Genomic DNA, 23135 nt, shown 5'->3' with positions numbered 1-23135 from the left:
CCAGTCGGATCTTCCCCCGTCGCGTGCCGTCAGCGACCTGCGGGAGCCGACTCCCCCGGGTGCACGCTGCCGAGCAGCTCGACGACGACGTCCCGCAGGGCGTCGGGCAGGCCGACGGTGCCGAGCTCGACGATGCGGTCCGCACGCGGCAGGTCCTTCGCCACGACCTCCCACGCCTCGAGCTTCTCCGGGTTGCCGGCCTGCGCGTCCTCGAGGACCCGCCGCACGGCCTCCCGCGCGTCGACGCCGACGACCGGAGCGCCGACCAGCGTGACCGATCCGCCCGACGCCGAGTCGACGGACAGGTCGACCGAGAACCGGTCGGCCGAGCGTGCCGACGTCGGTTGCCCGTCGGCCGGCGCGGCGAGGAACGTGATCCGCCAGTCGCGGTGGGCGGGGACGACGTCGAGGGGCCCGGTGGTGGCGTGCACCCGGAACTCGGCGTGCTCGGGATCCCAGGTCAGGCGGGTCCGGGCGGTGCGGCTGCCCTCGCCCTCGTGGTCCTCGACCAGGGTGAACTCACCCGCCGCACCCGGTGCGACGAGGACCTCGAACGCCGTCGGGTTGACGGTGGCGTCGAGCTGGTCGGCCGCCGCGAGCGGCAGGATCCCACCGGCGCGCAGCAGGACCGGCACCGTGTCGAGCGTGCGGTGCAGGTCGACGAACCGGTCACCCGCGTACACCGTGCCGGTGAAGACGTCGGTCCAGGTGCCGGGCGGCAGCCAGGCCCGGGCGACCCCGTGCCGGCTGACCGGGTCGCACGGCGCGACGATCGGGGCGACGAGCAGCTCCGAGCCGAACGCGTAGGTGTTCGGCACCCGGTACGCCTCGTCGCGGCGCGGCTCCAGGTGGTAGAGCGGCCGGACCAACGCGGTGCCCTCGGCGGTGCCGTGGTTCATCGTGTGCAGGTACGGCACCAGGCGGTGGCGGAAGCGGAGTGCCTCGCCCATCGCGGCGCGCGCCTCGGCGGGGAACACCCACGGCTCCTTGCGGATGAACGGGTTGTTGGCGGAGTGCAGGCGCATGATCGGCGAGAACACCCCGAACTGCACCCAGCGGGTGGCGAGCTCGTCGTCGCGGACGCCGCGGGTGTGGCCGCCGATGTCGTGGCTCCACCAGGGGTAGCCGATGTTCGCGGCGGTGGCGGTGAACTCGGGCTGGAACGCCAGGGATGCCCACGACACGACGGCGTCGCCGGAGAACCCGACGGCGTACCGGTGGCTGCCGGGGCCGGCGTAGCGCGAGAAGGTCATGCCGTCGACGGGGGCCGGGACCGCGGTTGTGTCGGTGTCGGTCTCGGCGTCCGCGGTGGTGTCTGTGTCCGCGGTCGTGTCGCCGGTTGCGTCTCCGCCCGACGGCGCGTGTCGCGCCGAGTCGAGCAGGTGGAAGTGGTTGAGCAGCCACAGCGGGTCGACCCCGGGGAGCCCGGTCTCACGGCCCTGCTGCCAGTCGATCCACCAGAAGTCGACGCCCTGTTCCTCGAGCGGACGGTGCAGCTGTTCGAAGTACGCCTGCAGGAACCGGCGGTCCGTCGGGTCGAACGGGATCGGCTGCTCGGTCTCCGGATCGACGCCCATCGCCCGGGCCACCGCGGGGTAGGCGTCCTCGAACGCCCGCACGCCGTCGGCCGGGTGCAGGTTCAGCGTCGTGCGCATCCCCCGGCGGTGGAGTTCGGAGAGGAACGCCTCGGGGTCCGGGAACAGCGACGGCTCCCACGAGTACCCCGTCCAGCCGTTGCCGAAGCGTGGCGGGACCGAGTCCACCCGGTGCCAGTCCATGTCGATGACGGCGACCGAGAACGGCAGGTGTTCGTCGGCGAAGCGGTCCAGCAGCTCGAGGTACGAGGTGTCGCTGTACGGGTGGTACCGGCTCCACCAGTTGCCGAGTGCCCACCGAGGCATCCGCGACGGCGGCCCGGAGACGGCGTGGTACGTGCGGAGTGCTGCGTCGTAGTCGCGGCCGTACGCGAAGACCGTGACGTCGCGGCGCCCGGGGACCCGCGTGCCGATCCAACCGTCGTCGGCGAACAGGAACGACTCGCTGTCGTCGAGCGCGGTGATGCCGTCGCGGGCCAGGATCCCCGACTCGAGCGGCATCCGGCCGTCGACGTCGTCGAGGGTGCGGCCGGTGCCACCGAGGTCGCGCGGTTCCTGCCCCCAGCGCCAGCGGTTGGCGTCGGGGCCGGTGGTCTCGACCACCAGGCCGCTCGCGCTGAATGGACGACCGTCGTAGCGCAGGCGGGCGCGGTCGGAGGTGACGACGACGCCGGCGGTGGTGCCGGTGCCGTCGGCGCTGGCCGTCCGCTCCACGGTGAAGGCCGGCACCGGCCGGCGTCGGCGCATCGCGAAGGTCGACGCGCGGTCCTCGAACCCGCCGTCGTCGCTCCACTCGATGCGGAACGCCCCGGCGTCGAGCACGGTGATGCGCCAGTGGTCGCCGGTGACGACGGCCGCGGGGTCGGCGACCGGGTCCGACCCCGGGAACGGACGGATGGTGGGGAGGACGGCGCCGGTGGTGCCGGTGGTGCTGCTGCCGGTGGTGCTGCTGCTCACGTGGTGCCTCTCAGCTCTTGACCGCGCCCTGCGTCACGCCGCTGATGACCCAGCGCTGCGCGAACAGGTAGACGATGATCGTGGGCGCCATCGCCATCAGGTACGAGGCGAAGGCGACGTTGTAGTTGGTGCCGAACTGACTCTGGAAGATGTTCTGCACCACGGGCAGGGTCTGCAACCCCGGATCCGCCGTGATGAGCGACGGCATCATGAAGTCGTTCCACGATGCCAGGAACGCGAAGATGCCGACCGTCGCGTTCATCGGGCCGAGGAGCGGCAGGATGATCCGCCAGAAGATCTGCCACGTGGACGCCCCGTCGATGCGGGCGCTCTCCTCGAGCTCGACCGGGATCGACCGCAGGTACGCCGAGTAGAGCAGCACGCTGAACGACAGTTGGAACATGGCGTGCAGGATCCCGACGCCGATCGGGTTGTCGAGGCCGATCTCGGCGGTCAGCTTGATCTGCGGCAGCGCCACCACCGGGAACGGCAGGAACATCGCCGCGAGCAGGTAGACGAACGAGTACCGGAAGAACCGCTTGTGCCAGTTCCGGACGATCGCGTACGAGGCGAACGAGCTGAGCAGCAGCGTCGCGACGACGGTGAGCGCCGCGACGCCCAGGGACACCGAGAAGGACACCGGGAACCGGGTCAGCTGCCAGGCCTCGGCGAACGAGCCCGGGTTGAACGGGAACGGCAGCGAGAGCGCGTTGCCGTCGACGGACTGCTCGGTCGTCTTGAACGCCATCGAGAGCGTCACGTACAGCGGGATGAGCACGGTCAGCGACGCGAGGCCGAGGACCACGGTTAGCGTCCAGTTCGTGCCGCCCAGTCGTCGGCGGTGGCCGCGACCGGAACGTCCGCCGCCGCCGGTGGTCACGGCGCGGGTGTCGGTCGGGGGTCGTGTGTCGATGGCGGTCATGCGAGTCGCAGGTTCCTTCCGCGGGTCGCCGCGAGCTGCAGCACGGAGATGAGGACGGTGATGATGAAGAACACGGTCGCGTTCGCCATCTGGTAGGCGTAGTCGCCGCCGGTGAAGCCGCCGAAGATGGTCATCGCGACGCTGCTCGTCGCGCTGCCGGGGCCGCCGTTGGTCAGACCGACGATCACGTCGTAGGCGCCGAGGTAGCCCTTCACACCGAGCACGGTGTTGATGACGATGAAGCCGCCGAGCAGCGGGAGCGTGATCGAGCGGAGCTGCTTCCAGCCGGTCGCGCCGTCGAGCGCACTGGCCTCGTACAGCTCCTCGGGGATGGACGTCAGGCCCGCCGTGTAGATGAGGAGCGCACCCGGCACGGTCTGCCAGGCGGACACGATGACGATCGCGAGCCAGGCGAGGTTCGGGTCGCCGAGGATGCTCTGCTCGAGCGGGCCGAACCCGACGCTCGTGGCCAGGGCCGGCACGGTGTTCGAGAACAGGAAGTTGAACACGTAGGCGACGATGATCCCCGAGATCACCATCGGGATGACGAACACCGACCGCAACCCGGCGGCGAACCGGATCTTCTTCGCCAGGGCGATCGCCAGGGACAGCGCGACGACCTGCGTGACGACGACGGTGACGGCCGCGAAGCCGAGCGTGAAGCCGTACGACGCCAGGATCGCCGGGTCGGAGACGAGCGCCCGGTAGTTCTCGATGCCGATGAAGTCCCACTGCCCGAACCCGAGGTAGTCGGTGAAGCTGTAGAAGACGCCGACGCAGGCGGGGGCGACGACGAACGCCGTGAACAGCACGAGGGCCGGCACGAGGAACAGGTAGTACATGCCCTCGGTGCGGCTGAGTGAACCGACACCGCGGGAACCCACACGCCGGTGCGTGCGGGCTGCGTCGGTCGCCGGTCCGGAGGTCTCCGGGTCGGTGTCGCGTGAGAGCGGGGTCTGCATGGTCATGGTGGCTCCTGTGTCCTGGTCCGGCTCAGACCGTCGCGGAACGGCCGGCGAGCCGCCGCCAGTCCGAGTCGAGCCGCTGCAGCATCGAGGTGAAGTCCCCGCTCCGGATCGCCGACTGCAGGTAGTTGCCGAGCGGGATCGACGTGGGGATGAAGGTGCCGGCACCCTGGTAGAACGCGGCATCGTCGACGTACTGCTGCAGACCGGCGAGGCGCTCGTCCTGCTGCGGGGGTGCGTCGATGCGAGGCGAGTACGCCAGGTTGTCGCGGTTGTAGGCGTCGATGACGTCGGGCTGCATGAGGAACTCGACGAGCTCCTTCGCCTGCTCCGGGTGCTCGGACGCCGTGGGGATCCAGAGCCCGAGGTCGATGTTGACCCGGGCCTTGCGGTCGCCCGGGTCGTTCGACACCGGCAGGGCGAAGGTGCCGACGGGCAGCTTCTCGTCGATCAGCGCGATCTGCCCGAGCGCCCACGGGCCCTGCAGGTACATCGCCGCCTCGCCCTTGCCGAACGCCAGGTTGCCGTCGGCGTAGGCCCGGGTGGCGTGGTCGCGGTTGAAGAACGACGAGATGGTCTTCGCGCGCTCCATCGGCACCGCGAAGTCCTTCTCGAACGACACCTCGGAGTCCGGGCCGACGTCGGCGCCGAGCGCCTTCATCTTCCGGAAGAACGAGCCGGTGTCGACGAGGCTGCCCACCGAGTAGTCGAACAGGCCCTGCCAGAGCGTCCACGTGTCGCGGTCGGTGGCGTAGATCGGCGTGATGCCGGCCTTCTGCAGTGTCCGACAGACCTCGACGAACTCGTCCCACGTCGTCGGGACCGGCAGGTCGTGCTCGGCGAAGATCCGCTTGTTGTAGATCACCCCGGCGGCCGCGAGCGAGTACGGCAGCACGCTCGTGCGGTCCTCGAACTTCGCGTACTGGTTCGTCAGGGTGTCGATGTCCGGTCGGACCCGCGCTGCCGACGGCAGGTCGCTGAGGTCGCTGAGCACGCCGCGTGAGATGTACCGGGCGAGCTCGAGGTTGTCGTTGAAGCACCCGACGTCCGCCGGTTCACCGCGGACGAACTGCGGGGCGATGGCCGCCGTGCTGTCGTGCACGACCGACAAGCCGGCGTGCTCCCCCTCGAACTTCCGCAGCAGCTTGTCGAAGTACGCGATGACCTCCTGCTTCTGCTCGTAGAAGCGGAGCGTCGTGGCACCACCGGCGGCACGCCCCGGGGTCGCGCACCCGGCGAGCGCCATCGTGCCGAGTGCGATGCCACCGGCCGCGCCCGCGAGGAACCCCCGCCGGCTCACCGCCGCCTGGAGTGTTGCGGTCCTGCTTCCCACCATCGGGTCTCTCCCTCGTTGCGCATCGTCGCGCAGGCTCCTGTTTACAGCGCTGTAAAGCGTACGTCAACGTTGTAATCGCATGTGGCAGTAGTCGGTGCACCCTACGGACAGGAGGTACGGTGCCAGCCCGCCCCGCGCCTCCCGTCCGCCGCGCAGCGCGTCCACGGACGCGCGCCGCCACTTGGTGCGAGGTTGCGCACTCCGTGCGAGGGCCGGAGCGCCGCACCGAGTGCGGAACCTCGCACGGGGCGTGCCGCACGCATGACGCGAGGACGGCCGCGCGCCGCCGCCCACCGGGACGGACACGGCACGGAGCTGGCAGGATCGTCTGATGGCTGAGGACGAACGGGACATCGCACTCCGGGTGGGGCACGAAGAGCTCCGCATCCGCGGGGTCTACGAGACGATCAGCATCATCAACGACGTGATGGTGGCGCTCTGGTTCATCGTCGGCAGCGTCCTCTTCTTCTCCGAGAGCACCACGACGGCCGGCACCTGGCTCTTCCTGATCGGGAGCATCCAGCTGCTCATCCGTCCCGTCATCCGGCTGTCACGGAGGCTCCACCTCGCCCGGGTCGGCCGGGGGAACCCCACGGAGTCCGCGCGCGATTTCTGAACCACGACACGCCTGGGCGAACACACAGGAACGCGAGCAGGCACCATGGAGGGATGGCAAGCACCACTCCTCCCCTGCCCGGACCCGTGACCACGACACCGCAGTTGCGGCGGTGGGTGTTCTGGCCCGCCGCCGTCATCGTGCTGGGGTTCGTGGCGTTCACCCTGATCTCCCCGTCCACCGCCGAGGCACTGTTCCTCGGTCTGCAGGACGGGATCGTCAAGAACTTCAGCTGGTACTACGTGCTGATCGCCGCGTTCTTCGTCGGCTTCTCGCTGTTCGTCGGCTTCAGCCGCTTCGGTGACATCAAGCTCGGCAAGGACCAGGACGAGCCCGAGTTCTCGACCGGTTCGTGGTTCGCGCTGCTCTTCGCCGCCGGCATGGGCATCGGCCTCGTCTTCTACGGCGTCTCCGAGCCGCTCAGCCACTTCGCCTCCCCGCGCCCCGGCGTCACCGGGAACGAGAAGGAACTCGCGCAGCAGGCACTGACCCAGACGTTCCTGCACTGGGGCCTGCACGCATGGGCGATCTACGTCGTCCTCGGCCTGGCCCTGGCGTACGCGATCCACCGCCGGGGTCGCCCGGTGTCGATCCGCTGGGCCCTCGAACCGCTGCTCGGCAACCGCGTCCGCGGCGGCTGGGGCAACCTGATCGACGTCATCGCCCTGGTCGGCACGCTGTTCGGTGTCGCGACCTCGCTCGGCCTCGGCGTCATCCAGATCGGTGCCGGACTCGAGAGCGCCGGCATCGCCGACAGCAGCATCGTCAGCCAGATCGCGATCATCGCGGTGATCACCGCCGTCACGATCGTCTCGCTCGTCACCGGCGTGACCAAGGGCATGAAGATCCTGTCGAACTTCAACCTGCTGCTCGCCGCCGCACTGCTGCTGTTCGTGCTCATCGTCGGCCCGACGCAGTTCCTGCTGCGTGACTTCGTGCAGTCGATCGGCTCCTACCTGCAGAACATCGTCGGCCTGTCGTTCAACGTCACCGCGCAGCAGGGGGCCGAGGGCGAGGCCTGGCAGGGCGCCTGGACCACCTTCTACTGGGGCTGGTGGATGTCGTGGGCGCCGTTCGTCGGTGTCTTCATCGCCCGCATCTCCAAGGGCCGCACGGTCCGCCAGTTCGTGTTCGGCGTCCTGCTCGTGCCGACCGCGCTCACGTTCCTGTGGTTCGCCGTCCTCGGTGGCACCGCGATCCACCGCCAGACCGACGGGTCGGGTGGCCTGATCGGCTCGGACGGGTCGGTCGACATCGAGGGCTCGCTGTTCGCGGTGCTCGGCGACCTGCCCGCCGGCATGGTCCTGACCTACGGCGCGATCCTGCTCATCGGCGTGTTCTTCGTGACCTCGTCGGACTCCGGCTCGCTCGTGATGGCGATGATCGCGTCGGGTGGTGACATCGAGCCGAAGAACTGGCTGCGGGTCTTCTTCGCCGGTGTCGCTGCACTGCTCGCCGTCGCCCTGCTGCTCAGCGGTGGACTGAACGCCCTGAAGACGGCGGCGATCACGACCGCGTTGCCGTTCAGCATCGTGCTACTGCTCACCTGTTGGTCGACGATCATCGCCTTCACCCGCGAGCGCCGTGCCTACGACAAGGCCGAGCGCGAGGTGTTGCTCGAGCACGTCGGTGCCTACTACGGCCTCGAGGTCGAGGCGCCGACCGAGCGTCCGGCACGGTCCGGCCTCGGCCGTCCGTGGGCCGCGGTGAAGAACCGCGTCCGCGGCGGTCGCGGAACCGCGGCCCCCGCGGTGGGCGCGGGCGCGCTCGAGGACTTCCCGGTGCGGCCCGAGTCGATCTCGGCCGACCCGGCGGTGGACCCGAGCCTCGACGCGCGCCCGGTGGCGGACGACGGGCCCGCGACGGAGCAGCCGGAGCGCTGACGGGCAGCGCGCCACGCGCCACGCGCGCCGTGTGGTGCGAGGTTCCGTAGTCGGTGCGACCAACGCGCCCTCGCACCAGAGACGGAACCGCGCACGGGCGGTCGACGCGACCACTTGACGGACGGGAGGCACGGTGCCAGCTGGCACCGTGCCTCCCGTCCGTCGTCCGTCAGGTGTCGGTCCGTGCGGACGCGACCTCGAGGGTCACGACGACCGCCACCACGGCGAGCGCCGTGACCGGCAGCGACACCGCCGGCACCGCGATCGACGCGAGGACGACGAGCACCAGGGCCACCACGACGGCGTTTGCCCGTGCCGACAGCGACGGCCGGATCGCGAGCGTCCAGATCGACAGCACGAACACCGCGACCGGCACCGCGACGGTCGCGGCGACCGAGGCGGACGACAGCGCGACGTGTCCGGCGTCGGCGCTGACCGCGACCTCGATGCCGGCGGGCAGGGCACCGGCGGCGGCGAAGACGAAGTAGTGGCCGTAGCCGAACACGAGCGCGGTGGGCAGCGAACGGATGTGCGCGTGCTGCTCGCGGGAGAAGTAGATCCACCACATCCCGACGGTGATCACCAGCCCGCACCCGGCGAGCGCCAGCAGCGCTCCGAGGTGCTCGGTGTGCGCGAGGGCGTCGATCACCGCGCTGGCCGAGGCCACCAGCCCCTCGCCCAGGACGATGAGGGTGAACAGGGAGAACCGCTCTGCCAGGTGCCGGGTGTGCCACGGGGCCGTCCCCGTCGAGGTCTGCGCCCAGATCGGCACCGACAGCTCGGCGAGCACGAGGAACGGTGCGGCGTACCCCCAGACGTCGTCGGGCAGGGCCAGGGAGACGACCCAGAGCACCTGCACGACCGTGATGCCGACCGCATGGAGGACGGCGGTCCGGCGGTAGCGGGTGGAGGACGCGGCGGCGCGGATCCACTGCGCGACCAGGGCCAGCCGCATGACGACGTAGCCGATGACGCCGATCGTGAAGTCGTTCTCGACCATGGCCGCGTGCACCCCGGCGGCGAGGACGAGCACCCCGGCCATCTGCACGAAGGTCATCACCCGGTAGAGCCAGTCGTCGGTGTCGAACGACGTGGCGAACCAGGTGAAGTTCATCCACGCCCACCAGATCGAGAAGAACACCAGCCCGTAGGCCAGGACGGCGGAGGTGACGTGTCCCTCGAGCTCGATCTCGTGCAGGTTCGTCGCGGCGAAGCCCACCGCGACGACGAACACCAGGTCGAACAGGAGCTCCAGGGGGCTCGCCGCACGGTGTCGCTGGTCGGGGTCGCGCGGCACCATCCGGCGCAGTCCGATGGTCGGCATGGGGCCAACGGTAGGGCATCCCCAGAACGCGGACCACTGACGGCGGGACCGGCCCTGCCGATCTGTCCGTGTGCAGGCCCCGCACCACCAGACCAGCCCGTCTCGGCCGTGGACGTCGTGTCCGGCCGAACCCCTCCGACAGGAGTCCCGGTGACCTCACCGCGTCCCGCCGTCCGTCCCAGGTCGTTCCGCCGAGCGGCCGTCAGCGCCACCGCCGGCGCACTGACCGCCGCCACGCTGCTGGCGTTCGCCGTCACCCCGGCGCACGCCGCGACCTCGGACACCCCGCGCTCACCGGCCGATCCGACCGCTGCGGTGGCCGCACCGCAGGAACAGCCTGGAGGCTCGTCCCGCGTCGGTCCGGCCGCGGACGGCGTGCAGGTGGGTTCCGGCTCCTACGCGCCGACCCCGCCCGACGAGATCACCGACATCGCGGACGTGCGGAAGACGCTCGACCAGGAGCTGTACATCGACCCGTCGAAGGCCGGCGAGCCGGTGCCGACGAACCAGTGGTGGACGGACCTGCTGGTCAGCAAGTACTCCGGCGACATGTGGGCGTACCCGTTCGTCTCGTCGAACAGTGCCGCGGGCACGAAGCTCACGATCCCGACGCGGTGGAACAACGACGGCACGGCGATGCGCCTGGAGTCCCCCGTGACGGTGGGCGGGACGGTGGAGCCGACCCCCGACGCGAGCGACCGCACCCTCGCCGACTTCGAGGACGGCCTGCCCGACGGCTGGACCGCGACCGGTGACGCCTTCACGGCCACCGCCACCGGGACGGCCAGCGGGCAGAGCGCGGTCTCCGGGTGGCTCGGCGGACGCTTCCTGAACTCGTTCAGCGACGAGGACGGCGACGGCGCGACCGGCACGCTCACCTCGCCGGCGTTCACGATCGACCGTTCGACCCTGGCGTTCCTGGTCGGCGGTGGCCGGCACCCCGACCACGAAGCCGTGCAGCTCCTGGTCGACGGCGACGTCGTGGCGAGCAGCACCGGGACGGACAGCGAGCAGCTGCGCTGGGACAGCTGGGACGTCTCCGCACACCGAGGACAGTCCGCGCAGCTGCGGATCGTCGACGACCTGCGGGCCGGGTGGGCACACGTGCTGGTCGACCAGGTCCTGCTCACCGACGCCCCGGACGGTCTCGCCGACCGCTTCGCGACCACGTTCCGGGCGAAGCAGGCCGACGCGCTCCGCTGGGGCGACTGGAACGTCAGCTGGCGGATGCCGCAGGACGGCCCGGGCGGGCAGTACATGGACGTCACGAGCGTGCAGGGTTCGCCGTACGAGTGGTTCGAGTTCCACGGCATGACCCCGCGCCTCACCCTGCAGGACGGTGCCGAGATCACCGACGGAGACGGCGAACCGCTCGACCTGCCGGTGACGACGGACCGGTTCGAGATCCGCCAGGACGGCCACGTCTTCGGCGTGCACGCCCCCGACGGGACGACCTTCACCCGGGTCGGGAACGCGCTGGAGGCCTCATCCGGCACGCCCTACCTGGTGCTCAGCGCGGTACCCGAGCAGGGGCTGTCCCTCGACGACCTGCACCGCACCGCGTTCGCGGTCCCCCGCGACACGACGATGACGTACTCGTACGACCCGGCGACGGCGAACGTCCGCCAGCAGTGGTCGATCCGCACCGACACGCTGCAGGGCGACGACCACGACACCGTGCAGGGCTGGCTGCAGCACCAGTACGCCGACGCCACCACGAACCTGCGCTTCACCGGCGCCACCTACGAGACCCCGCGCGGCACCATGCGGACCACCGTCGGCCACGACGGCTGGACCCTGGACTACGCGTTCACGGGCATCACGCCGATCGGTGCCACGCCCGAGACGGTCGGCGACGCCCCGTACTCCGAAGAGGTCATGCGCGAGTACCTGCACGAGTACGCCGCGAAGACGACGTACGGCGGAGACACCTACTGGGGCGGCAAGGACGTCCTGCAGCTCGCCGAGTACATGACGATCGCGCGGCAGATCGGAGCCACCGAGGACGCCCGGACGCTGCAGGCCACCCTCGAACGCGCCCTGACCGACTGGTACACGTACACGGACGGCGAAGCGGAGCACTTCTTCGCGATGTACCCGACGTGGAAGGCCCTGATCGGGTTCGCCGACTCGTACGGGTCGGCCCAGTTCAACGACAACCACTTCCACTACGGGTACTTCGCCATCGCGACGGCCATGCTCGGCCGGGTCGACCACGAGTGGGCCGCGAAGTACCAGGGCATGGCGACGCTCGTCGCGAAGCAGTACGCGAACTGGGACCGCGACGACGCCCGGTTCCCGCACATGCGCACGTTCGGCGTCTGGGAAGGCCGGTCGAACGCCGGTGGTGTGTCGTCACCCGGCGGCAACAACCAGGAGTCGTCGTCCGAGGCGATCCAGTCCGAGGCGGGGCTCTTCCTGCTCGGCTCGGTCCTCGGCGACGACGAGATGCAGGCCGCCGGTGCCGTGCAGTACGTCACCGAGCGGGCCGCCGTCCGCGACTACTGGCAGAACGTCCGCGGCAACCCCGCCTCGGCGTCGTACGACGGCAACGGCGCGTTCCCGGACGAGTACGAGCACGGGCAGGCGGGGATCCTGTTCGACTCTGGGCAGGCCCACGCCACGTACTTCTCCGGCGACCCCGCCTGGATCTCCGGCATCCAGTGGATGCCGATCGCCCCGTGGTTCGACTACTTCGGCTGGGACCCGGGCTTCTCGAAGGCCCTGATGCGCGAGATGATGGCCGCCCGCCCGGAGTCCATCGGGCAGGCCGGGGTCACGGACGGCAACGCGGCACGCATCCAGATGCTCACGAAGAAGTGGTGGGGCGTCGGCAGCTACGGCGACGTGAAGATCACCCGCGACCGCCCGGCCGCGATCGGTGAGCTGCAGGACGCGATCCGCGCGGTCGAGACGAACCACCCCGGGTACGTCACCCGGCGAACCGCGGCGAACCCCCTGTACGACCCGGCCACCGACACCCTGCTGGTGAGCGTGGACGACGACGGACGGGTGGTGTTCCCCGACCGGTACTGGACCCCGGAGAACCTGCCCGACTCGCTGGTGCCCTCCGAGCTCGACGGTCCCACCGCCGACCGGAAGCCCCAGGACTGGCCGACGCCGTCCCCGCTGATGCCGTTCCTGGTGGACGACTTCCGCGCCGACACCGCGACCATCGACCAGCTGTACGGCGTCGACCTCACCGACCACACCCCGGGCGAGGACACCGAGCACGCCGCGCGGGTGTTCAGCGGCATGGGTGACGCCCTCGGCAACGTCGTGCTCGGGTTCCTCGGGCAGTACGACCCGGACACCTACGCCGACGTGCACGCCGCACTGTGGGCGGCCGACGACCCGGCCGTGACCGGACAGTCGATGGCCGGCCTCGTCTACCACCAGGCGATGTCGAACCGGACCGTCGGCACCGAGGTCACCGACCGGCACACCTCGGACCCGCTCAGCCAGGTGTTCCGCGCACCGGACGGCACGATCAGCTACGTGCTCGACAACCCCGACACCGTGCAGCACACGTACGACGTCTACGAGGGCACCGAGGTGATCGGCCAGATCGCGGTCCCGGCGCAGACGCAGATCACGTCGCACCTGGACGCGCGACTCACCGAGGTGGTCGTCAGCACCGAGGGCGCCCCGAAGACGATCGTCCCCGGCGCGACCACGACCTTCACCGCCACCGGCTACGACCAGTACGGCGCCACCGTCGCCCTGGACGACGTCACCTGGTCGACCGACACCGGCACGATCAGCGCCGACGGCGTCCACCGCGCATCGGAGCGTGCCGAGCAGGCGACGGTCACCGCCACGATCGGCCGCGTGCACGGGTCGTACGCCTTCCGGGTCGCACCGGCACCGGTCCTCACCGGGTTCGACGTCACGCCCGGCTTCGACCGGCTCGTCGTCGGGACGCCACAGCGGTTCCGTGCCGCCGGCCACGACCAGTACGGCGACCCGGCGGCCCTGCCCGCCGACGTCACCTGGTCGTACACCGGTGCCGGAAGCGCCGGGAACGACGGCACCGTGACGACCACCGCCGCGGGCTCCGGGTACGTCGTCGCGACCGGTGGCGGTGTCGAGGGCTCGGCGGTCGTCGCCTCGGTGACGTCGATCCCCGACGCCGCAGCGGGTGCCGACGTCGACGCGAGCTCCTCGGACGGCGGGAACGTCGCCGGGAAGGCCGTCGACGGGGATCGCAGCACCCGGTGGGAGAGCGCGCACGGTGTGGACGAGGTCGACTACACGATCGACCTCGGGCAGCTGACCGACGTCGACACCGTGCGGGTGGACTGGGAGAACGCGGCCGCCGCACGGTACGTGCTGCAGGTCCGGGACACCGCCGACGACCCCTGGCGCGACGTGCGGACCGTCGACAAGACCACCGCCGACGCGGACACGGTGGCCGTGGGCGAGACCGCCCGGTTCGTGCGCCTGCACCTGACCGACCGCCTCACCGGGTACGGGTACTCCATCTGGGAGGTGCACGTGTCCGGCACCCCGGCGGCCTCGACCGTCGACGTCGAGGACGTGCTCGTCGCACCGCGCAGCGCGACCGTCCGCACCGGTGACACTGTCCGGATGGCGGCCTACGGGTTCGACCACGACGGGTTCGGCGGGCGGCTCGCCGCGGACCGTCCGGAGTGGACCGTCGACGGCGGCGGCGGGGTCGACCCGGACGGTGTCGTCACCGCAGCGGCCGAGGGCGGTGTGACCACGACGGTCACGGCCACCGTGCCGGGAGCATCCGGGACGGCCACCGTCACGACCCTCGGCGAGGCGACCGACGGTGACGACGACGGCGGAACGGCACCCGCCCGCGCTCGCGACGTGGCCGCCGGCAAGCCCGTCACCACCTCGTCGGACGAGCGCGGCGACCTGTCCGGTGGCAACGCGGTCGACGGCGACGCCCGGACCCGGTGGGCCAGCGCAGCACGCGACGGTGAGTGGTTGGCGGTCGACCTCGGGCAGGTCGTGCCGATCGACCAGGTGCAGCTCGACTGGGAGGCCGCGTGGGCCGAGGCCTACCGCGTCCAGGTCCGCGACGACGAAGACGCCCCCTGGCGGACCGTCGCGGAAGAAGCCCACGGGACCGGCGGCGAGGTGATCCACCGGTTGGAGGGCGACGACGTCACCGGCCGCTGGGTCCGGGTCGTCGCGGACCGCCGGCACACCGCGTTCGGTGTCTCCCTCTGGGACCTCCGCGTCACCTCGACGCAGGGCGAACCGACGCCGGACCTGGCACGACGGGCGACCGTGTCGTCATCGGCCGACGAGGGCGACGGCGTCCCCGCACGGAACGCCGTGGACGGCGACCCGGGATCGCGCTGGGCGAGCGGGCACACCGACCACCAGTGGCTCGCCGTCGACCTCGGCGTACCGCACCGCCTGCACGGCGTGGTGCTCCGCTGGGAGGACGCCTTCGGACGCTCCTACCGGATCGAGGCGCGGAACGCGGGCGACGACGGGTGGACGACGCTCGCCGCCGAGACCGACGGTGACGGCGGGACCGACCGGCACGCCCTGGACGGCTCGTGGCGGTACGTCCGCGTGCACGGTGTCGAACGGGCGACCCCGTACGGCTACTCGCTGTACGACCTCGAGATCCGGTAGCCGGGGCAGCACCCGTCGGACGGCGGAGCCGCCGTGGTGCGGTTACGTCGTCCGACGGATGCCCCCGACCGGCCGGACCACGGATCCTGGCGGGACACCACCCGAACCACGTCAGGAGCACGGACCATGACCACCACCCCCATCGAGACCCTCGGCATCATCGGGGCCGGCAACGTCGGCGCGCAGATCGCCCGCCGCGCGATCGCCGTCGGTCTCGACGTCGTCCTCGCGAACTCCCGCGGGCCCGAGACGCTCGAGTCCCTGATCGACGAGCTCTCCCCCGGTGCCGGAGCAGCCACCGTCGCCGACGCCGCCCGGGCCGGTGACGTGGTCGTCGTCTCGATCCCGATCAACGGCTACCGGGACCTGCCGGCCGAGGCGTTCGCGGGCAAGGTCGTCGTCGACACCGGCAACTACTACCCGGAGTTCTTCGGACCGGTGGACGAGCTCGAGCAGGGTGCGGTGCCGACCACCTCCGAGCTGCTCCAGCGGTCACTGCCGGACGCCCGGGTCGTCAAGGCGTTCAACAACCTCGGCGCCGCCGACGTCACCACGGACGGGTCCCCCGCCGGAACGCCCGGGCGCCGAGCCTTGACCGTCGCCGGGGACGACGCGGACGCGAAGGCCGTCGTCACCGAGCTGCTCGACCGGTTCGGGTTCGACGTGGTCGACGTCGGGTCCCTCGGCGAGGGCTGGCGGTACGAACGCGACCAGCCGGCGTACGGCGTGCGGCACGACCGGGCCGGCATGACCGCCGCACTGGCGGCAGCGACTCGCCGCTAGCCCGCGGCCGACACCCCGGGCGCCGCCTGCGCCGCCTGCGCGGTACGCGCTGGACCACGGTGACGCGGAGCGGCTCTGGACGCTGGGTTCCGGATACGTCACCTGACGGATGCTGCCGGGACGGGCCTCCTGTCAGCGTGGAGCACGCCACGCACCATCCGTCACCAGCGATCCACGAGGAGCCCACCATGACCGGAAACCCGAAGCACATCGCCCTGGAGCCCGCCGCCCAGGAGTTCGTCGACGCGACGTCGAACCCGCCGTTCCTGAACGACCTGCCGCCCGCCGAGGGGCGCAAGGCGGTCGACTCCGTGCAGGACTCCCCCATCTTCAAGCCCGAGGTCGACGAGGAGTGGCTGGAGATCGAGGGCGGTCCCACCGGCACCGTGAAGATCCGCCTGGTCAAGCCAGCCGGCACCACCGCGAACCTGCCCGTGATCCTGTACGTGCACGGTGCCGGCTGGGTCTTCGGCGACGCCCACACCCACGACCGCCTGGTGCGCGACCTCGCCATCGGGTCGAACGCCGCCGTCGTGTTCCCGGAGTACGACCGCTCCCCCGAGGTCGGCCACCCGGTCGCGCTCGAGCAGTCGTACGCTGCGGCCCGGTGGGTCGTCGAGGAGGGCGGCGAGAAGGGGTTGGACGCCTCGCGCTTCGCGGTCTCGGGTGACTCGGTGGGTGGCAACATGGCGATCGCCCTGGCGCTCCTCGCCGCCGAGCGCGGGGACGTCGAGTTCGTGAAGCTCGTCGCCTTCTACCCGGTGACGAACGCCGCGTTCGACACCGGCTCGTACGAGGAGTTCGCCGAGGGCTACTTCCTCACCCGTGCCGGCATGCAGTGGTACTGGGACCAGTACACGACCGACGAGGCCGTGCGCGCCCTGCCCACGGTGTCGCCGCTCCGCGCACCGCTCGAGGTGCTCGCGACCCTGCCGGAGACCCTCGTCATCACCGGGGAGGCCGACGTGCTCCGCGACGAGGGCGAGGCCTTCGCGGCACGCCTGCGCGAGGCCGGCGTCAAGGCGACGAACGCCCGCTTCGGCGGCATCGTCCACGACTTCGTGATGGTGAACGCACTGCACGACACCGAGGCCGCGAAGCACGCGCTGATGCTCGCCACCGCGTCGCTCCGTGCTGCCCTTGCCTGAGCAGGAGCGTGCCCGCGCGGGCACCCCGGAGACGCTGGAAACGCTCGAGACGCTCGTCGCGCGTGAGGAGATCCGGACCCTGCTGGCGACCTACGCCCGCGGGGCCGACCGACGCGACGCGGTGCTCGAGGCGTCCGTGTTCACCGAGGACGGGGTCGTCGCGCTGTACGACGGCGATCCGTCCTCGCACGAGCCGGTCGACACGATCCACGGTCGAGCGCACCTGGCCGAGACGTTCGCCGGACTGATCGCCCGGTACGAGGTGACGACGTACCTCAACGGCCAGTCCACGATCCGGTTCACGGGGCCCGACACCGCCGACGGCGAGACGTACTGCGTCGCGTTCCACGTCCTGCACGACGGCGGCGAGCGGGTGCTCCTGACGATGTCCATCCGCTACCTCGACCGGTTCGTCCGGGTCGAGGGCGCGTGGGCGATCGCGCACCGGGACCTGGTCTTCGACTGGACCGACCGGTCCCCGTCGCACACGTGACGAAGACCGCCGCCACAGCACACCGAAACCGACGACCACCGACCACCGACCACCGACCACCGACGGAGACACCATGTCGCAACCGCTCGAATCGCTCATGCACGCCAACCTGTTCGAGGTGTTCGGGGAACGGGACCCGGACCGCCGCCGCGCCGCCGTCGAGCGGACGTACGCCCCCGACGTCGAGTTCCTGGACCCCGACGAGGTCGTCACCGGCCACGACGCCCTGCACACCAAGGCGCAGCGCCTGCTCGACGAGGCCCCCGGGTTCGTGTTCTCGCCGGCCGGCCCGGTCTACGAGAACCACGGGATGGGGTACCTCGCCTGGCACTTCGGACCGGAGGGAGCGCCGCCCGTCGTGTCCGGGATGGACATCTGCTTCGTCGAGGGTGACCGCATCGCGAAGGTCTACACGCTGCTGACCAGCTGAACCCACCCGCAGACGCCCGACCCGCCGCAGCGTCACGCGCCCTGCGATGATGGTCGGGCGTCTGGACGGCGGGCGAGGCAGGAGGTCATGGGCGATGTCGGTGCAGCACGAGGTGCCCCCGGAGTCCCCGTACGCCTACATGAGCGCCGAGCAGGTGCGCACCTGGTACGCGTACATGAAGCTGCAGCTGCGCCTGCGGTACGAGATGAACCGGCAGCTGCGGGCGGACAGCGACATCTCGCTCGCCGACTACGACGTCCTCGTCGCGCTCACGAGCGAGCCGGGCGGCGAGATGACGATGTCGGCCCTGGCGACCCGCATCGGGTGGGAGCGGAGCCGTGCCTCGCACCACGCGAAACGCATGGCCGAACGCGGGTTCCTCGAACTCCGTCGGAGCGAGCACGACCGGCGCACCACCGCCGTCGCCCTGACCGACACGGGCTGGCGGACGCTCCGCGAAGCCACGCCGAGCCACACCGAACTCGTCAAGGACATGTTCTTCAGCGACCTGCGCGAGGACGAGCTGGCGGGCTTCGCCGACGTGCTCGAGCGTGTGTACGAGTCGGTGCTCGAGCACGGCACCCTGCCCCGACCGGCCGACCACCCCTGACTGCGCTTGCCCTCGCCCACCAGCGCGACGTAACTTAGGTGAAAAATCACCTAAACGAGCGAAGGGCAGCGTGTGGACACCGAACGAGCCGTGTCACCGCCACTCCCCGACCGTGCACTGTTCGGCCGCGCGGACGAACTCGCGGCCCTCACGCGCCTGCTCGACGACGCCGCGGCGGTGACTGCGGACGCGGCAGCCGAGGACGAGGCAGCGGAGCGCGGCGCCGCGGTCCTGGTCGAGGGCGAGGCGGGCATCGGCAAGACGACCCTGCTCGCCGCCGTCGAGCGGCACGCGCGGCGGACCGGCTTCCGCGTCCTGACCTGCACCGGCATCCAGGGGGCGAACAGCGTGGGCTTCGACGGCCTGCACGAACTGCTCCACCCGCTGCTGCCCTTCGCGTCCGCCCTGCCGCCGCGCCAGCGCACCGCACTGCTCACGGCCCTCGCGGTCGAGGACGGCCCGAGTCCGGACCGCCTGCTGGTGAGCACCGCGACGCTCGGACTGCTCGAGGAGGCCGCGTCGCACCGCCCGGTGTTCGTCCGCGCCGAGGACCTGCAGTGGCTCGACCGGTCCACCACCGAGGTGCTCGACTTCGTGGGGCGCCGGCTCACGCACGCCGCGGTCGTCGTCATCGCGGCGGCCCGGACCGGACACGCCCCGAATGCCGCGCCCCCGTGCAGCTTCACGCGGTTCGAGCTCGGACCGCTCGCCGACGCCGCCGCCGAAGCCCTGCTCGACGCCCACGCCGGCACCCTGTCCACCTCGGTCCGCCGACGGGTGCTGGCCGAGGCCGGCGGCAACCCACTCGCCCTGCACGAACTGCCCGTCACCTGGACCACGGGCGGCCCGGCCACCATCGCGTCCCGGCTCCCCACCACGCGGCGGCTCGAGCAGGCGTTCCTCGAGCAGGTCGCCGCCGTCCCGTCCGGCAGCCGCTCGTTCCTGCTGCTCGCCGCGGCGGCCGACGACGCCGGCCTGCAGGACGTCATGGCCGCGGCCCGCACGATGGACCTCGGGGTCGACGACCTCGAGCCGCTCGAGGAACTCGGGCTCCTCCGCACCGACCTCGTCTCCCTGCGCTTCCGACACCCGCTCCTGCGCTCGGCGGTGATCGGCAACGCCTCGGCCGCTGCACGGTCCGCGGCGCACCGGGCACTCGCGTCGGTGGTCACCGACGGCATGCGCGCCGCCTGGCACCGGGCTTCGGCGACGTTCGAGCGGGACGAGTCCATCGCCGCTGACCTCGAGACCGCCGCCGACCGCGCGGCACAGCGGGGTGCCCGCCCCGAGGCGGTCCGGGCCTACGAGCGTGCGGCCACCCTGTCGCAGGGCGTCACCGGTCGGGCACGTCGGCTGGGCCGGGCTGCCGAGACCGCACGGGCCGCCGGCATGACGGCCGAGGCGATCGAGCTCCTGGAACAGGTCGACTCCCTCGCCGCCGACCCCGAGACGGTCACCGAGACCGCCGTCACGCAGACGGTCCTGAGCCTGACCACGGGTGCTGCCGGTCGACCGCGCATCGAACTCCGCCGGATCCGACCCGTGCTCGCCGGCCCGGAGCACGCGGACCGACTCGTGCGGGTGCTCTGGGCGGCGGCCCTCAACGCCCGCGGCCGCAACCTGCCGCGATCGGAGTGGCAGGACATCGAGGCGGCCCTGCTCGCGACACGCTCGGCGAGCCCGCTGAAGTCGGTGGCCCTCGCCGTGCTGGCGCCACTCGGCTCCGCCCACCACCTGCGCACCGAACTCGCACACCTGGTGCCGCAGCTCACCGAGCAGCCGCTCGCGATGGCGTCCCTCGCGATCGCCGCCGAGTCCCAGCAGGACCTCGAGACCGCGCTGACGTGCTGGGAGCTGGCGTACGAGCGTGCACACCAGCTCGGCGCCGTCGCCGACGAGACCCAGGCGCTCCGCGGCCGGGCGACGGTGCTCATGCTGCGCGGGCGGGTGCGGGACGGTCTGGCCGACGCCGAGTACGCCGTCCGCATCGCCCGCGACGTCCAGCTCCCGCTCATCGCCGGGATGGCCTACGCCACGCTCGCCCGGGGCCACGCCCTGCTCGGCGACGACGAGGCCGCGCTGGCCGCCCTGCGCGAGGGCTCGGAGTTCGCGCACGGCGGGCGGCTCGCCCTGGCCAGCGCCGACGCGCGGTGGGCAGCGGGACTGGTCGCCCTCGGTCGGCGGCGCCACCGGGACGCCCAGATCGAGTTCACGCACATGACCGTCCACGCGACCCGGTCCCTGTGGGCGATCGCCGACCGCACCGAGGCCGCGGTCCGGGGCGGTCGACCCGGGTCGGTCGTCGAGAACCTCGCCGAGGCCGAGGCGGTCGCCCGTACCACCGGGTCCGCGCACCTGACCGCCCTCGTCGTGCGGAGCCGGGCCCTGCTCGCCGAGGGCACGGACTCGACGGGAACCGACACCGACGGCGCGGGCGGCGCGGACCCGGAGTCCCTCTACGCCCGCGCGATCGAGGCCGGCCGCCTCGCCGACGCCCCGGTCGAACTGGCGAGGACCCAGCTGCTGTTCGGCGAGTGGCTCCGCCGCGAGCGCCGGGTGGTCGAGGCTCGGCTGCACCTCCGCGAGGCGCTCCACGCGTTCGACGCCGCCGGCACCGCGGGCTTCGCCGCCCGCGCCGCGGCGGAACTCCGCGCAGCCGGCGAGGCCCCGGAACGGGCCGACAGCAGGACGGCGCCGACACGCGAACGGCTCACACCCCAGGAGCTGCAGATCGCGCGGCTCGCCGCCGCCGGCATGACGAACCGCGAGATCGCGGACCGCATCTACCTGTCGCACCGCACCGTCAGCACCCACCTGTACAAGGTGTTCCCCAAGCTCGGCGTGACGAGTCGCACCGAGCTGGCGGCCGCGCTGGCAGCGTCCGGTCCGACGGACTGACGCACCGGGCGACGACCTGGAGGCACGGGTTACGTCACGCAACGGATGCACCGTGGGCGGACCAGCTGCGAGCCTCGTGGCGGCGACTCCGCACCGGGTCGCCGCCACCACGACCACCGGGAGGCGCCCATGCCGGAAGGCTCCGCCGACGACACCGCCGACCACGCGGCTGCGCGACTGCCGGACGCGCCGAGCGCGTTCTTCACGGCGCTCGTGACCGAGCACTTCGTGCTCCAGACCGCGCGCGGCATCACCGTCTCGGAGTCGTCGACCCGGGCCGCGATCTACCTGACGACACTGTCGAGCGCCCTGGTGGCGTTCGGGTTCCTGGCCGACACCGACTTCGCCACGGGCTACCTCGCCGTGGTGATCCCGGTCGTGGTGCTGCTCGGGGTCTTCACCTACGAGCGACTCGTCCAGACCTCGCTGGAGGACGTGGTCGCCCTCGCCGCGATGCAGCGGATCCGCCGCTGGTACGGCACGATCCTGCCCGGCGCCCCGCGGTACTTCCCGGTGCCCGAGGACCGGATCGCGCCGAACGAGCTGCTCGACATCGGGCTCCGGCTGTCCTGGCGCGGGGTGTTCTTCACGCTGTCGAGCGCGATCGCGGTCGTGAACTGCATCGTCGCCGGTGCCGGGGCGGCACTGCTGACCGCGAGCACGTGGGCGCCGTCCGGGTCCCTGGCCGCCGGGGTGGTCACGGCCGTCCTGCTCGCCGCTGTGCACGGGATCTACCAGGAGCGTCGGTACGCGCGGGTCCTCGGCATCCTGCGGTCCGACATCCGAGAACGACGACGAGAACGAGACGGACTGACACCATGACCGAACCCCTCCTGCAGGCACACGACCTGACGAAGTCGTTCCCCGGGCCGGAACAGTCGAGGGTCCCGGTGCTCCGGGATGTCTCACTGTCCGTGCTGCCGGGCGAGTTCGTCGCCGTCGTCGGCCCCAGCGGCTCCGGCAAGTCGACGCTGCTGTACTGCCTGTCCGCCCTCGAGCCCTACGACAGCGGATCGGTGTCGATCGCCGGGCAACGCCTCGAGACCCTCCGACCGAAGCAACTGCAGGCACTCCGGCGTTCGACGGTCGGCTTCGTGTTCCAGTCCTTCAACCTCATCCCGTCGCTGACCGCGCGGCAGAACATCGCGCTGCCCGCCAGCCTCGCCCACCGGCCGGTCTCCGCGGACCAGGTCGACGCCGCGCTCGCCTCGGTCGGACTCGCCGACCGCGGGGACCACCGACCGGGCGCGCTGTCCGGCGGGCAGCAGCAGCGGGTCGCGATCGCCCGGGTCCTGGCGTCCGAACCGCACGTCGTGTTCGCCGACGAGCCGACCGGCGCCCTCGACACCACCGCCGGTGACGCTGTCCTCGACCTGCTGCGCCGGGTGGCCGACGGTGACCGTTCGGTGGTGATGGTCACGCACGACCTCGAAGCGGCTGCGCGTGCCGACCGTGTGCTCGTCCTGCGCGACGGGGCCGTGCACCGCGAGCTGGCGCACCCGGACGCCGCCGAGGTCCTCGAAGCCCTGACCGCCGCCGCGCAGGAGGCCTGA

The 23135-nt window shown here is 71.6% G+C and carries 16 protein-coding genes; 11 read left to right on the top strand and 5 right to left on the bottom strand.

The features are described 5' to 3' along the window. Window positions 1-29: 29 nt before the first annotated feature. The 4 genes from DEI96_RS06505 to DEI96_RS06490 are packed head-to-tail and all read right to left on the bottom strand — an operon-like array spanning window position 30 to window position 5739. The gene (locus tag DEI96_RS06505; protein WP_111024511.1) at window positions 30-2552 is read right to left on the bottom strand and encodes a glycoside hydrolase family 31 protein; all 2523 of its coding nucleotides are present in this window, start codon (window positions 2550-2552) and stop codon (window positions 30-32) included. Between the two features lie 10 nt (window positions 2553-2562). Next, entirely contained in the window at window positions 2563-3474 is a 912-nt protein-coding gene (locus tag DEI96_RS06500) for a carbohydrate ABC transporter permease (protein ID WP_111024510.1), read from the bottom strand. Further along, entirely contained in the window at window positions 3471-4442 is a 972-nt protein-coding gene (locus DEI96_RS06495) for a carbohydrate ABC transporter permease (protein ID WP_111024509.1), read from the bottom strand. Before DEI96_RS06495 ends, DEI96_RS06500 begins: the two co-directional genes overlap by 4 nt. A 25-nt stretch (window positions 4443-4467) precedes the next feature. Further along, window positions 4468-5739: an ABC transporter substrate-binding protein gene (locus DEI96_RS06490; protein WP_111024508.1), complete on the bottom strand. Its 1272-nt coding sequence runs from the start codon at window positions 5737-5739 to the stop codon at window positions 4468-4470. A 367-nt stretch (window positions 5740-6106) separates the two neighbouring features. Between DEI96_RS06490 and DEI96_RS06485 the strand changes: the two genes are divergently transcribed. Both DEI96_RS06485 and DEI96_RS06480 read left to right on the top strand, forming a co-directional pair. Next, on the top strand, window positions 6107-6391 hold the full coding sequence (locus DEI96_RS06485) for a YrhK family protein (protein WP_111024507.1): 285 nt from the start codon (window positions 6107-6109) through the stop codon (window positions 6389-6391). Between the two features lie 53 nt (window positions 6392-6444). Next, window positions 6445-8274 (top strand): BCCT family transporter, encoded by a 1830-nt coding sequence (locus tag DEI96_RS06480; RefSeq protein WP_245166039.1) that lies wholly within the window; start codon window positions 6445-6447, stop codon window positions 8272-8274. A 169-nt stretch (window positions 8275-8443) separates the two neighbouring features. Here the strand turns inward: DEI96_RS06480 and DEI96_RS06475 are convergent, their stop codons facing one another. Beyond that, entirely contained in the window at window positions 8444-9598 is a 1155-nt protein-coding gene (locus tag DEI96_RS06475; RefSeq protein ID WP_181440575.1) for a low temperature requirement protein A, read from the bottom strand. 150 nt (window positions 9599-9748) lie between these two features. Between DEI96_RS06475 and DEI96_RS06470 the strand changes: the two genes are divergently transcribed. The 9 genes from DEI96_RS06470 (at window position 9749) to DEI96_RS06430 (ending at window position 23135) form a co-directional block, all read left to right on the top strand. Next, entirely contained in the window at window positions 9749-15220 is a 5472-nt protein-coding gene (locus DEI96_RS06470; protein ID WP_111024505.1) for a discoidin domain-containing protein, read from the top strand. A gap of 33 nt (window positions 15221-15253) precedes the next feature. After that, window positions 15254-16003 carry an NADPH-dependent F420 reductase gene (locus tag DEI96_RS06465; protein ID WP_372440194.1) on the top strand — a complete coding sequence of 250 codons (750 nt, stop codon included), beginning with the start codon at window positions 15254-15256 and terminating at the stop codon, window positions 16001-16003. A gap of 188 nt (window positions 16004-16191) precedes the next feature. After that, entirely contained in the window at window positions 16192-17151 is a 960-nt protein-coding gene (locus DEI96_RS06460; RefSeq protein WP_111024504.1) for an alpha/beta hydrolase, read from the top strand. Next, on the top strand, window positions 17144-17644 hold the full coding sequence (locus DEI96_RS06455) for a nuclear transport factor 2 family protein (RefSeq protein WP_163343480.1): 501 nt from the start codon (window positions 17144-17146) through the stop codon (window positions 17642-17644). Before DEI96_RS06460 ends, DEI96_RS06455 begins: the two co-directional genes overlap by 8 nt. A gap of 73 nt (window positions 17645-17717) precedes the next feature. Further along, complete coding sequence (locus DEI96_RS06450) at window positions 17718-18074, top strand: nuclear transport factor 2 family protein (protein ID WP_258372944.1); 357 nt, start codon at window positions 17718-17720, stop codon at window positions 18072-18074. A gap of 94 nt (window positions 18075-18168) precedes the next feature. Next, on the top strand, window positions 18169-18684 hold the full coding sequence (locus tag DEI96_RS06445; protein ID WP_111024502.1) for a MarR family winged helix-turn-helix transcriptional regulator: 516 nt from the start codon (window positions 18169-18171) through the stop codon (window positions 18682-18684). 72 nt (window positions 18685-18756) lie between these two features. Then, a complete protein-coding gene (locus DEI96_RS06440; protein WP_220039139.1) occupies window positions 18757-21582 on the top strand; it encodes a helix-turn-helix transcriptional regulator in 2826 nt (941 codons plus the stop codon). 129 nt (window positions 21583-21711) lie between these two features. Further along, window positions 21712-22404 (top strand): hypothetical protein, encoded by a 693-nt coding sequence (locus DEI96_RS06435; RefSeq protein ID WP_111024501.1) that lies wholly within the window; start codon window positions 21712-21714, stop codon window positions 22402-22404. Beyond that, on the top strand, window positions 22401-23135 hold the full coding sequence (locus DEI96_RS06430) for an ABC transporter ATP-binding protein (RefSeq protein WP_111024500.1): 735 nt from the start codon (window positions 22401-22403) through the stop codon (window positions 23133-23135). Before DEI96_RS06435 ends, DEI96_RS06430 begins: the two co-directional genes overlap by 4 nt.

Source organism: Curtobacterium sp. MCLR17_031 (assembly GCF_003234775.2).
GTDB lineage: Bacteria > Actinomycetota > Actinomycetes > Actinomycetales > Microbacteriaceae > Curtobacterium > Curtobacterium flaccumfaciens.
Note: the sequence above shows the minus strand (reverse complement) of the source record. Positions and strands in the feature narration are given on the sequence as shown.